The 11,725-nt window shown below is 74.9% G+C and carries 9 protein-coding genes; 5 read left to right on the top strand and 4 right to left on the bottom strand.

All coding sequences use genetic code 11. From position 1 onward, the window contains the following. The first annotated feature begins 68 nt into the window (after positions 1-68). The 4 genes from ACW0Q9_RS24000 to ACW0Q9_RS23985 all read left to right on the top strand — a co-directional run bounded on the left by ACW0Q9_RS24000 (position 69) and on the right by ACW0Q9_RS23985 (position 4,171). Complete coding sequence (locus tag ACW0Q9_RS24000) at positions 69-1,208, top strand: branched-chain amino acid ABC transporter permease (protein WP_456184928.1); 1,140 nt, start codon at positions 69-71, stop codon at positions 1,206-1,208. Between the two features lie 52 nt (positions 1,209-1,260). Beyond that, positions 1,261-2,532 carry an ABC transporter substrate-binding protein gene (locus ACW0Q9_RS23995; protein ID WP_456184926.1) on the top strand — a complete coding sequence of 424 codons (1,272 nt, stop codon included), beginning with the start codon at positions 1,261-1,263 and terminating at the stop codon, positions 2,530-2,532. A 136-nt stretch (positions 2,533-2,668) separates the two neighbouring features. After that, the gene (locus tag ACW0Q9_RS23990; RefSeq protein WP_456184924.1) at positions 2,669-3,295 is read left to right on the top strand and encodes a TetR/AcrR family transcriptional regulator; all 627 of its coding nucleotides are present in this window, start codon (positions 2,669-2,671) and stop codon (positions 3,293-3,295) included. Positions 3,296-3,502: 207 nt separating this feature from the next. Then, a complete protein-coding gene (locus ACW0Q9_RS23985; RefSeq protein WP_456184922.1) occupies positions 3,503-4,171 on the top strand; it encodes a VanZ family protein in 669 nt (222 codons plus the stop codon). A gap of 110 nt (positions 4,172-4,281) precedes the next feature. Here the strand turns inward: ACW0Q9_RS23985 and ACW0Q9_RS23980 are convergent, their stop codons facing one another. Further along, positions 4,282-4,701, bottom strand: a complete 420-nt coding sequence (locus ACW0Q9_RS23980) for a MarR family winged helix-turn-helix transcriptional regulator (RefSeq protein ID WP_456184920.1) — start codon at positions 4,699-4,701, stop codon at positions 4,282-4,284. Between the two features lie 81 nt (positions 4,702-4,782). On the opposite strand from ACW0Q9_RS23980, the gene ACW0Q9_RS23975 reads away from it, so the two are divergent. Further along, positions 4,783-6,576 carry an ABC transporter ATP-binding protein gene (locus ACW0Q9_RS23975; RefSeq protein WP_456184918.1) on the top strand — a complete coding sequence of 598 codons (1,794 nt, stop codon included), beginning with the start codon at positions 4,783-4,785 and terminating at the stop codon, positions 6,574-6,576. 10 nt (positions 6,577-6,586) lie between these two features. On the opposite strand, the gene ACW0Q9_RS23970 is transcribed toward ACW0Q9_RS23975, so the two are convergent. From ACW0Q9_RS23970 to ACW0Q9_RS23960, 3 genes are all read right to left on the bottom strand, one after another. Continuing rightward, complete coding sequence (locus ACW0Q9_RS23970) at positions 6,587-7,537, bottom strand: hypothetical protein (protein ID WP_456184916.1); 951 nt, start codon at positions 7,535-7,537, stop codon at positions 6,587-6,589. A gap of 41 nt (positions 7,538-7,578) precedes the next feature. After that, entirely contained in the window at positions 7,579-10,323 is a 2,745-nt protein-coding gene (locus tag ACW0Q9_RS23965; protein ID WP_456184914.1) for an AAA domain-containing protein, read from the bottom strand. Positions 10,324-10,490: 167 nt separating this feature from the next. After that, complete coding sequence (locus tag ACW0Q9_RS23960; RefSeq protein WP_456184912.1) at positions 10,491-11,459, bottom strand: hypothetical protein; 969 nt, start codon at positions 11,457-11,459, stop codon at positions 10,491-10,493. Between the last annotated feature and the right edge of the window lie 266 nt (positions 11,460-11,725).

Below are 11,725 nucleotides of genomic sequence, written 5' to 3'. Positions count from 1 at the left end.
GTCCTGCGGGTGCCCATCGCCCAGCCCGGCCCGGGGGAGCTCGACGCCGGCGGGAGGGCGGGGCAGGTGTGACGCCGACGCGCCCCTCCGCCGGGCCCGGGAGGGGCGGGCCCGCCGGGAGGTGCGCGCTGCGCCGGCTGCTGCCCGCCGCGCCCGCCGCCGCCGGCCCGCGCGGGTCCACGCTGCTGCGCCACCTGGCCGGCGCGGTGCTCGCCGGTACCCTGGTCGTGCTGCTCACCAACCAGCTCGCGCCCTACCAGAACCTCCAGGTGGCCCGGGTCTGCGCGTTCCTCTGCGTCACCGCCGGCTACACCGTGCTGGTCGGGCTCAACGGCCAGCTCTCCCTCGGGCACGGCGCGCTGATGGCCACCGGCGCCTACACCGTGGCCCTCCTGCAGCAGGGGTTCGACGAGCGAGGGGTGCAGGGGCGGTGGATCCTGCCGCTGTCGTTGCTGGCCGCCGTCGCGGTGACCGCGCTGGCCGGCCTGGTCATCGGGCTGGCGGCGGCCCGGCTGCGCGGGCCGTACCTGGCCGGCGTGACCCTGGCGGTGGCGACGCTGGTGCCGGCCGTCAGCACGATCTTCACCGGCGTGTTCAACGGCGAGCAGGGGCTGCGCTTCCCGGCGGAGACCCCGCCGGCGTTCCTCGGCGCGTACTTCCAGCCGGAACGGTGGCTGGCCTGGATCGCGCTGCTCGCCGCGCTGCTGACCGTGCTGCTCCTGGCCAACCTGGTGCGCAGCCGGTTCGGCCGGTCGCTGCGCGCGGTCCGGGACGACGAGGTGGCCGCCCGGCTCGCCGGCATCCACGTCGCCCGCACCCAGGTGCTCGCCTTCGTGGTCAGCGCCGGCTGCGCCGGCCTCGGCGGCGGCGTGTACGCGGTGCTGACCGCCACCGTCGCGCCGGGCAAGTTCCCCCTGGAGCTGTCGCTGTTCCTGCTGATGGCGATCGTGATCGGCGGGCTGGGCAGCCTCGCCGGCGCGGTCTGGGGCGCGGTGCTGCTGGTCGCGCTCCAGGACCTGCCGGGCCTGCTCACCGAGACCTTCAGCCTGCCGTCCGGCCTCGCCCAGCGGCTGGAGGGCAACCTCGCGCTGGCCGTGTTCGGCCTGATCCTCATCGTCGTCATGCTCGTCGCCCCGGGCGGCCTGCACGGCGCCTTCCGCACCCTCGCCGCCCGGCTGCGGGCCCGCCGCCGCGCGCCCGAGCACTGAGCCACCCCGGTTCCACCCGCCCGTTCGCACCGCCGCACCGGAATGGAGAACCATGCGCCCCACCACCCGCCGCATACTCGCGGCCGCCACCGGCCTCGCCCTGCTGGCCGCCGTGCCGGCCTGCGCCGACGACGCGAAGCAGGCCGCCGAGAACGTCCCCGGCGTCACCGACACCGAGGTGGTCATCGGCACCCACCAGCCGCTCACCGGCCCCGCCGCGCCCGGCTACTCGAAGATCTCCGCCGCCACCAAGGCGTACTTCGAGCACGTCAACAGCAAGGGCGGCGTCAACGGCCGGAAGATCGTCTACAAGGTCATGGACGACGGCTACAACCCGGCCAACACCGAGAACGTGGTCCGCAAACTGGTGCTCGACGACAAGGTCTTCGCGCTCCTCGGCGGGCTGGGCACCCCCACCCACACCAACGTGCTGGAGTTCGTCAAGACGCAGAAGGTGCCCGACCTCTTCGTCTCCTCCGGCAGCCGGAACTGGAACCAGCCCGACAAGTACCCGACCACCTTCGGCTGGCAGCCCGACTACACCGTCGAGGGCAAGATCCTCGCCACCTGGGTGAAGCAGCAGTTCCCCGGCGCCAAGGTCTGCCACTTCGGGCAGAACGACGACTTCGGCCGGGACTCCCTGGCCGGGGTCGAGAAGGTCCTCGGCCCGGTGGCGGCGAAACAGACGTACACCACCACCAACCAGCAGGTCGGGCCGGCGATCGGGGCGCTCAAGGCAGCCGGCTGCCAGGTGGTGATCTCGGCGAGCATCCCGGGCTTCACGGCCCTCGCGATGGGGCAGGCGGCCGGGCAGGGCTTCCGGGCGCAGTGGGTGGTGTCCAACGTGGGCGCCGACTACACCACGCTCTCCAACCAGCTCGGCGACAAGAAGGTGATCCTCGAGGGCATGGTCGCCGACAACTACCTGCCGATGGTGGGCGACAAGGCCAACCCCTGGATCCAGGAGTTCACCAAGATCCACCAGCAGTACAACGCGGCCAACCCGATCGACGGCAACGCGATCTACGGCTACTCGATGGCCTACACCTTCGTGCAGGCGCTGCTCGCCGCCGGCAAGGACCCGACCCGGGAGAAGCTGGTGGAGGCCGTGCAGAAGGGCGGCTTCCGGGGACCGGGGCTCACCCCGTTCCGCTACAGCGGAGACGTGCACGCCGGCTACAGCGGCGTGCGGCTGAACAAGGTGCAGAACGGCGCGCAGGCGTACTTCGGCCCGACGTACACCACGGACGACGCCGACGCCGCGGTCACCGAGTTCACCGAGCCGCCGGCCACCCCGCCGGCGGACGCCATCCCGACGACCTGACCACCACCGCGCGCCGGGCGGCCGTCACCGCGGTGACGGCCGCCCGGTGGCGCGCACGTAGAGTTCACCATTCGGCGCGACGCCACCGGGGCGGGCGGGTCGCGCCGGCCAGGAGCCAGGCACAGGGGGCAGTCGCATGATCGAGGTGGACGCCGACGCGCCGGCGCGGGTGGACGGCCGGTCGGCGCGGGCCGAGCGGACCCGCGCGGCCATCGTCGAGGCGCACCTGGCGCTCATCGACGAGGGCGACCTGCGGCCCACCGGGGAGCGGATCGCCGAGCGGGCCGGGGTGTCCCTGCGCACGCTCTGGACCAACTTCAAGGACATGGAGACGCTGTTCGCGGCGACCGGGCGGCTGGTCGGCGAGCGGCTGGACACGCTCTGGCGGCCGATCCCGCCGGAACTGCCGCTCACCCGGCGGATCGCGGAGTTCTGCGATCAGCGGGCCCGGATGCTGGAGGTGCTCGCGCCGTCGGCGCGCGCCTCGGCGCTGCGGGAGCCGTTCTCACCGCAGCTGCGGCGCAACCGCGAGGCCGCCATCGCCCGGGTCCGCCACGAGGTCGAACTGGCCTTCGAACCGGAGCTGGCCCACGCGGGGGAGGGGCGCGAGCAGTTGCTGGACGCGCTGACCGTGGCCTGCACCTGGGCGGCCTGGGCGATGATGCGCGACGCCATGGGCCTCGACGTGGCGGCGGCCCGGGCCACCCTGGCCCGCACCATCGGCGCGCTGCTCGTCGACGCCATCGCCGCCGGCCTGCGCTGATCCTCACACCTCGAGCAGGCCGACGTCGGTCTCCGCCGGGCTGGTCGCGTCGAGCCGGGAGACCTCCGGCGACCGCGCCGCCGGGCATTCGGGATATCGAGGAGGTCCCCACAGGTGCTTACGTCGGCGCTACAGTCCTCCGTCTCTAATGAGGGCATGAATCAGAGTGCACTCCGATCGGCCCCGCCCCGGCGCACGCGCCGGACCGTGGTCGTCGGCCTGGCGATCCTCGGCCTGGCGGTCGTGGCGTTCGCCGTACGGCGGCCGCTCCTGATGGCCGCTCCGCGGTGCCTGGCCGGCCGGTGGCACGGCTGCTACGACACGGTGAACGGTGTGCTGCTCATGATGCTGGTGGGGCTGCCGTTGGCCACGCTGGTGGCGTTGGCTCTGTCGCACCGTCGGCGTGCCGCCGGCGTCACATCGGCGTGGCGGATGTCGCTGGCCGAGGTGGGCATGGTCTACGGAACGGTGCCGTTCGTATGGATGACCATGATGCCGGGCCCGGGGGCCGGCTTCGTTCCCGGTCGGGTGAGCCTGGTCCCGCTGCGGGATCTCGTCACGATGGGGCCCGTCGGGATCGGCGGCAACCTGCTGATCTTCGCAGCGCTGGGGTTCTTCGCCCCGATACGCTTCGCGGCGCTGGCGTCCGTGCCGCGGATCCTGGCGCTCGCGGCAGGCTGCTCGGCCCTGGTTGAGACCGCACAGTACGTGCTGCGGCTGGATCGGGTGTCCTCCGTCGATGACGTGCTGGTCAACGCCGCCGGCGCCGTGCTGGCCGGGCTGGCGTCGCGCCGCTGGTGGCGCACACCGGCGCAGGTACCGTCGGACCAGCCTCTCCCCGCGCCGGCACGGCGGACTGGGCCGCGTGTCCGGTAGGCACTCGTCAGGGCGGGCCGGGTGGCCCACGGCACGTGCAGCGAGGGCGGCAGGAGCAGGCCGAGCAGGCCGGCCCCGGCGCTGGTGGCGTGCAGCGGGAGCCCTTGTGATCAGTCGCGCAGCGTCCGCAGGATGCGGGCCAGGTCGGCCCGGTCACTGTCGCTGAGGTCGCCGAAGAAGCGTTCCGCCTCGGTGGCCCGGGCGGCGCGGATCGCCGCGCTGATCCGAGTGCCCTCGCCGGTGAGCGCGACCAGCGTGGCCCGCCGGTCGGCGGGATCGGGCTGACGCGCCACAAGCCCGCGCTCCTCGAGGTCGTCGACCACCTCCGTGGCGGAGCGGGGCGCGATCCGCAGATGCTCGGCGAGCGCGCTGAGCCGGAGGGCGCCGTGCCGCAGGAGCACGGCGAGCGCCCGGGCGTGCCCCGGGTTGATCTCCCATGGTTCGAGGGTGCGCTTGGACTGGTGGCGCAGCCGCCGGGCGACCGCCCAGAACGTCTCGGCCAGGCTCTCCTCGTCGTGGCTGCCGGTCACCGGAATACGGTAGCAGCACTTACTGTTGCTACCTCATGATGAGGTAACCTCAGCAATGTCTCCGACGGAAAAGAGCACCCCTTGGACGGATTCCGTGACGGCCGCGGCGGCGGCCGAACCACCGTGACCCCCGCCGAGAAGACGCAGGCCCGCCAGGTGTCGCTGCGCCGGATCGGCGGCCTCTTCACCGCCCACCGCGGCCCCCTCGCCGCCGTGGTGGCGATCATCGTGGCGTCGTCCGTGATCGCGATGGCGTCGCCGTTCCTGCTGCGTACCGTGATCGACCGGGCCCTCCCGGAGCGCGACCTGACCCTGCTGGCCTGGCTGGTCGCGGGCATGGTCGCGGTGGCCGCGGTCACCGCCGTGCTCGGCGTGGCGCAGACCTGGATCTCCACCAGGGTGGGGCAGGAGGTGATGCACCGGCTGCGCACCGAGGTGTTCACCCACCTCCAGCACCAGTCGATCGGCTTCTTCGTCCGCACCCGCACCGGCGAGGTGCAGTCGCGGATCACCAACGACATCGGCGGCATGCAGGCCGTGGTCACCTCCACCGCCACCTCGATCGCCGCCAACCTCACCACCGTGGTCGCCACCGTCATCGCCATGGTCGCGCTGAGCTGGCGGCTCACCCTCGTCTCGGTGGTCGTGCTGCCGCCCGCCATCTGGCTGACCCGGCGGGTGGCCCGGCTGCGCCGGGAGATCACCGCCCGCCGCCAGCGCGAGCTGGCCGACCTCAACGTCACCATCGAGGAGGGGCTGTCGATCAGCGGCGTGCAACTCGCCAAGACCCTCGGCGCCGCCGCGACCCTGGTCGACCGGTTCACCGCCTCCTCGGCCCGCCTGGTCGACCTGGAACTCCGCTCGGAGCTGGCCGGCCGCTGGCGGATGGCCTCGATGACGGTGATCTTCGCGGCCATCCCGGCCGTCATCTACCTCGGCGCCGGCCTGCCCGGCACCGCCGGCACGCTCACCATCGGCACCCTGGTCGCCTTCACGGCCCTCCAGGGCAACCTGTTCCGGCCGCTCATGGGCCTGCTCAACGTCGGCGTCTCGCTGACCGCCTCGATGGCGCTGTTCGCCCGGATCTTCGAATACCTGGACCTGCCCGTCGAGGTCGCCGACCCGGCGCGGCCGGTGGCCCTCGACCCGGCCCGCGTGCGCGGCCACCTGCGCTTCTCCGACGTCACCTTCAGCTACCCGGGCAGCGACACCGCCGCCGTGGCCGGGGTCAGCCTGGACGTCCCGGCCGGCACCAGCCTGGCCCTGGTGGGGGAGACCGGCTCCGGCAAGAGCACCCTCGCCGCGCTGATCAGCCGGCTGCACGACCCCGACGCCGGCCGGATCACCATCGACGGCGTCGACCTGCGCGACCTGCGACTGGCCGACCTGGCCGCCGTCGTGGGCGTGGTCAGCCAGGAGACCTACCTGCTGCACGCCACCGTGCGGGACAACCTCCGGTACGCCCGCCGGGACGCCACCGACGCCGACATCGAGGCCGCCGCGCGCGCCGCGCAGATCCACGACCTGGTCGCCGCGCTCCCCGACGGGTACGACACGGTGGTGGGCTCCCGCGGCCACCGGTTCTCCGGCGGCGAGAAGCAGCGCCTGGCCATCGCCCGCACGCTGCTGCGCGACCCGCGGATCCTGGTGCTGGACGAGGCGACCAGCGCGCTGGACACCGAGACCGAGCGCGCGGTCCAGCGGGCCTTCGACGAGCTGGCCCGGGGGCGCACCGTGGTCACCATCGCGCACCGCCTCTCCACCGTCCGCGACGCCGACCAGATCGCCGTGCTCGACCACGGGCGCATCGTCGAGTCCGGCACTCACGAGAGCCTGCTCGACCACGCCGGCCGGTACGCGTCGCTCGCCGCCTGAGCGCCCTCGCTCAGCCGGTGTGCCGGTGGCGCCGCAGCACGCCGTCGTCGTCGGTCTGGAGCCAGGTGCCGTCGCCGAGCGGCTCCAGGTCGTACGCGTGCCGGGTCTCCACCGGGAACACGCCCCGGATCTCCCCGGTGCGGACGTCGACCAGGTGGTGCCGGTGCCACTCCTCCTCGGTCTCCTCGTCCTCGCCGGCCAGCGCGACGACCGCGGTGTCCCCGTCGAGATAACCGCCGGCCCACTCGACGTTCGCCTCGCCCCACTCGTGACCGAACGCGGCCAGCGGGGTCCGGGCGGCGACCTCGCCGTCCGGCCAGGTGTGGAAGGCCGCGTCCTCCTGCTCGTGGTGCACGGTCATGACGTGCCGCCCGTCGGGGGCGAAGGCGATCACGGTCCGGTCGTCGTCCCAGAGGTCGCGCAGCTCGATGCCGGTCTCCGTCAGCCGCCCCCGGAACACCCGCGAGCCGTCCTGCCCCTCGCCGACGTCGAGCAGCATGTGCACTCCGTCCGGCTCGGCGAAGTGCTCGCCGCCGTGGCCGACGCTCAGCAACCCGGCCTCGGCCCGGAGGTCGCCGGTCGCCGCTTCGACCACCAGCCAGCGGTCCAGCTCGCCGCGCAGGGCCATCGCGTCCGGCCGGTAGACCCACACCAGCCGCTCGTCGGCCGAGAACGCGCAGGAGACCCGGGCGTTGACGAGGCCCTGCTCCGATCGCGGGCCGAAGTCCAGCCGCCAGAGCGTACGGCCCTCACGGTCGACGCAGCGCAGGTCGTCGGTCGTGGCGTACACCAGCCGGGACAGGTCGCGGGTCACCGCCCAGCCCTCGATCCGGCCGTCGTCGCCGCCCAGGTCGAAGACCGCGGTGGGGGAGAGCCGGCCCGTCACGACCGGGCCGGAGAGGTCGTACGCGTGCAGTCGTCCGTCGACGAGGCGCCCACGTACCGGAGAGATCATGCTCATGGCGGACGAGCGTAGCCAGGGGCCGTACTGACGGGCGACCGTCACTGCCGCGGAAGGCGGGACGCCAGGTCGAGGGCGGCCCGGATCGGGTCGTCCGCCCAGCGGCTGGCGAACACGTCGTGCAGCCGCCACCCGGCCCGGGTCAGCGTGCGCTGCCGCTCCAGGTGCGCCGCGACCCCCTCCGGGTGCACCGCGCAGACCACCCCGACCGCGTCCGCGCCCGCCCCGACGCAGAGGTCCACCCGCCAGCGGCCCACCGGATAGCCGGGCCGCACCGGCAGCCCGAGCCGGCGCAGCTCCTCGGCCAGCGCGGCGGTCCACCCCGTCACCGGCTCGGCGTCGGGCGCGACCGGCGGCCGGCCCGCGTACGCCAGGTAGTCGCCCACCAGGCCCTCCGGCGACCGCAGGGAGGTGACCACGGTCAGCCGCGCGCGGGCCCGGGTGACCAGCACGTTGAACAGGTTGGGCTCGGCCACGAACCGGTGCCGCGACGGCGGGTCGCCGTCCACCAGCCCCAGCGAGGCGATCACCACGTCGGCCTCGCTGCCCTGGAACGCGTGCACCGTGCCCGACCGCAGCCCGAGGCGCTCGATCTCGTCGACGTCGAACGCGGCCAGCAGCGCGGCCTCCAGCGCGTCCGCCTGCGCCCGGAACGGGCTGACCAGCGCGATCCCGCCCTCCGGTGGGTGGGCGGCAAGCCGCCGTACGAGGTCGACGGCGGCCGTGACCTCCGCCTGGTTGACGCCGTCGACCACGGCCGCGTCGGCGACGGTCAGCACGTCGATGACGTCGGCGCGTTCGTTGCGCGGATGCCGGGTGACCAGCTCCAGCCGGTCACCGTAGAACCGGCGCGCGGAGAACTGGATCAGGTGCGGGACGGACCGGTGGTGCTCGCCCAGCCAGGTGACCGGGGCGGCGCCGGCCGCCACGTCGAAGGCGCTCGACCGACGCACGTCGAGCCGGTCGCCGAACCGGTCCAGACCGTGCCGGTGCAGGGTGGCGGCCACGTCCACGTCGGCCACGAACGACACGAACCGGAGCTGCCGGGGGTCTCCGGCCACCAGCGCGCGCCGCGCCCGGGCCAGCACCGGCGCGGCCCGCAGCTGGTCGATGTGCGCCGCCTCGTCGAGCACCACCAGGTCGAACATCCCGGCCACCGGCGGCAACAGGTCCTCGACGTCGGTGACCGTTCCCACCCACAGCGGCAGCGCCCGCACCAGCGCCTCCGCGTCGAGCCCGGCGAGCAGCTCGCGGCGACGGTTCCGGCCGGCCCGCAGCGCCGCGCCGAGGCCGCTGGTGGCGCGCCGCCCCGCACCCGTCCACCGCCGGGCGCTGGCCGCCCGGTGGCGCATCGCCGTGCCGACGGCGTCGGCCAGCGCGGCGTCCGCCTCCGCCAGGCCGCGCCACGCGGCCGCAAGGTCGGTGCCACCGGTGGCGGCCAGCCGCGCCGCCGCCCGTACCGCACTGGCCGCCTCCACCGCGGCCCGCACCCGCTCCACCGGCACGTCGGCGCCGCCCGCGAGCCGCCGCAGCCGCTGCCCGGCGCGGGCCCGCCGCCAACGCCGCCACCAGCCGTCGCCGGCCCGGGTGGCGTCGGCCAGCGCGGACCGGATCCCGGCCAGGTCGGTGTCCGGGTCGAACACGCCCGGTGCGTCCCGGCTCAGGGCCGGCAGCAGCGGCTGCCAGCCCGGCAGCGTGGCGGCCAGGCGTTCCTCGTCGAGGGCGGCCGCGACGCCGGTGGACACGGCCGCGACCCGGTCCCGGGCGGACGCCACGGCGGCCTCGTCGGCCCGCAGCGTGGCGTCGTCCACCCCCGCCGCGGCACCGCCGGCCAGGTCGGCGGCGATCGCCTCGCGGCGCTCCGCGTCACCGAACAGCACCGGCGTGGGCCCCGGGTGGCGACGCAGCAGCTCGCCCAGCACGTCCGCGGCGTGCACCGACTGGGTGGCCACCAGCACGGACCCGCCCCGGTCCACGGTGTCCAGCGCGGCGGCGACCAGGGCGTGGCTCTTGCCGTTGCCGGGTGCGCCCGAGACGACCACGACCGGCTCGGTCCTGGTCCGCCGCACCACGTCCCGCTGGGCGTTGTTCAACGGCAGGGGCGACAGCACCTCGGCGTCGTCGGCCGGGGCGCTCCCAGTCCGGTCGCCGTAGAGCCGGCTCAGCGCCGTGTCCGCCAGCCCGGGGCGGGCCGCCCAGCCGAGCAGGGTGTCGCGCAGCCGGCCGGCGAGCACGTCGCGGGTGGTGAAGAGCGCGGCGGCGGCGACCCCGGTGAGCGTGTCCTCGTCGGGGGTGCGGGGCGGCTTCCTCAGCACCACCTCCACCTTCAGGCCGGCGGCCTCGGCGGCGGCGGTGATCCACGCCGTGGTGCCGGGCGCGCCGAGCCAGCCCGGCCCGGCGAGGCCCGGGGCGGCCTCCAGACGGGCGGCGAGATCCCGGTCCTCGATCAGCGAGGTCAGCTCCAGGTCCCCGGCCGGCACGATCCGGTAGCCGCGGCGGGTGCGGTCCAGGCGTACCGGCTGGGCCAGCAACGGCACGCGGACCCGCCTACGGCCACCGTCGAGGTCGGCCCCGCCGACGACGAAGGCCAGGCCCCGGCGCAGGATCCGCTCGTCGCGGTGCAGCGCGTCCAGGGCCGCGAGCCGGTCCAGCCGGGTGCCGCGCGGCCCCCGGTCGGGGTCGGGTAGCCAGATCAGCGGGCGGCCGGCGCCGGACACGTCGAAGGTCCGCTCGGCGCCGGCCGGGGCCAGGTCGGCGAGCGCGGAGAGGATCCTCGCCGCCTCCATCGCCCGCCGATTCTGCCGTACGCGGACGCGGGCGACCGACCGCCGGCGACCTGGCATCGATGCCTGTCGTACCGCGGCAGCGTCGTCGTCTCGGTCGTCCAGGTCGTCACCTGGTACGACTACCTCAGCGCAACCAGGCCAGCGCCCACAACTGCTGATCCGGCGGGTCAGGCGTCGGGCGGCCGCACGTTGTCCGGGTCGCCCGAAGGGGTCTCGCCCGACTGAGGCTCCGCCGTTCGCGGCCCGGGAGGACGACGCGCCGGAGGCGGGGCGGTCGGTGGCGGGAAGGGCTCGAGCGGGGTGAACTGCTCCACCGGGGCATCCGGCCGGGGAACCCGCCGACCTCCCGGCTGGCTCGTCCGCTGGTGCGGCGGGTGGTCCTTCCGGGGTGTCTCCGGCTTGCCGGCCGTCGGAGCGCCGCCGTTCTCCGGCGCCTCCGCGGGACGGCGCCTGCGCTGCTCCTCGGCGTACTCGGCGCGGCGGCGGTCGAGGTCACGCCGCCACTCCAGGGCGATCCGCTGGTCCCAGTACGGCTGGAGCAGCTTGCGGACCGGCTCGTCCAGGTAGACGGACACGTCCGGCTCGCAGGTGAACGTGACCTCGCCGCGCTCGTAATCCCAGGGGAGGGCGTCGTCGCCGGTCATCGCGTCGTCCAGGGCGAGCGCGAACGCGCGGGGGCGATCGGGCGGTATCTCGGCTGCGCACCGGGCCGCGATGCGGCGGAACCGCTGCATCGCCTGCGGCTGGAACTGCTCGACGTACCAGCCGAAGAGTTCCGGCCGCGCGTTGTCGGAGGACCAGGTGAACGTGGCGCGGACGACGAAGTGGTAGACCTGCCCCTGCGCCGGCACCAGAAGGGTCGGCGCCACCCGTCGGTCGACGAGCGTCACGGGTGAGGACTCCGCCTCCTGCCACCGCAACTGGTCCAGCACGGGCCGGGCCGCCGTCCACAACCGCTTCGCCCCGCGCCGGGTGGCCGCCCAGAGGTCCCGGGCCCGGGTGAGCCACGGCTCCCAACGCTCCCGCGCCGGCTCCGGGCGGTCCGGCACCTGCCCCTTCACCGGGGTTTCCCCGGTGTCGGCCGCTGGGCCGGTGTGGTCCGTCCCGCCGTCGTGGTCGCCGGGCGTCCCGGTCATCGCACCCCTCTCCGGTCGAGCAGCCGCGCGTCGCCCGCCGCGCCGGTGCGGGGTCGGTGCGGCCGTGTGAGGGGTGCGCGGAGGCGCCTGGCCGGCCCTCCGCCGTCCCACGCTAACAAGCCGGCGCAGCGGCGCACGGCAGCCGCGCGGGGCCGGGCCGAGCGCCACGGGTTCGGGCCGGGCCGCCGCTCGTGGACGTCAGGATCGCTGACGGACCGGTGACAGGACACGCCGACGACACGGTACCCAGACCGCCAACGATCGGG

It is taken from the genome of Micromonospora sp. I033, from assembly GCF_053890995.1.
This window is presented reverse-complemented; position numbering and strand designations above follow the sequence as displayed.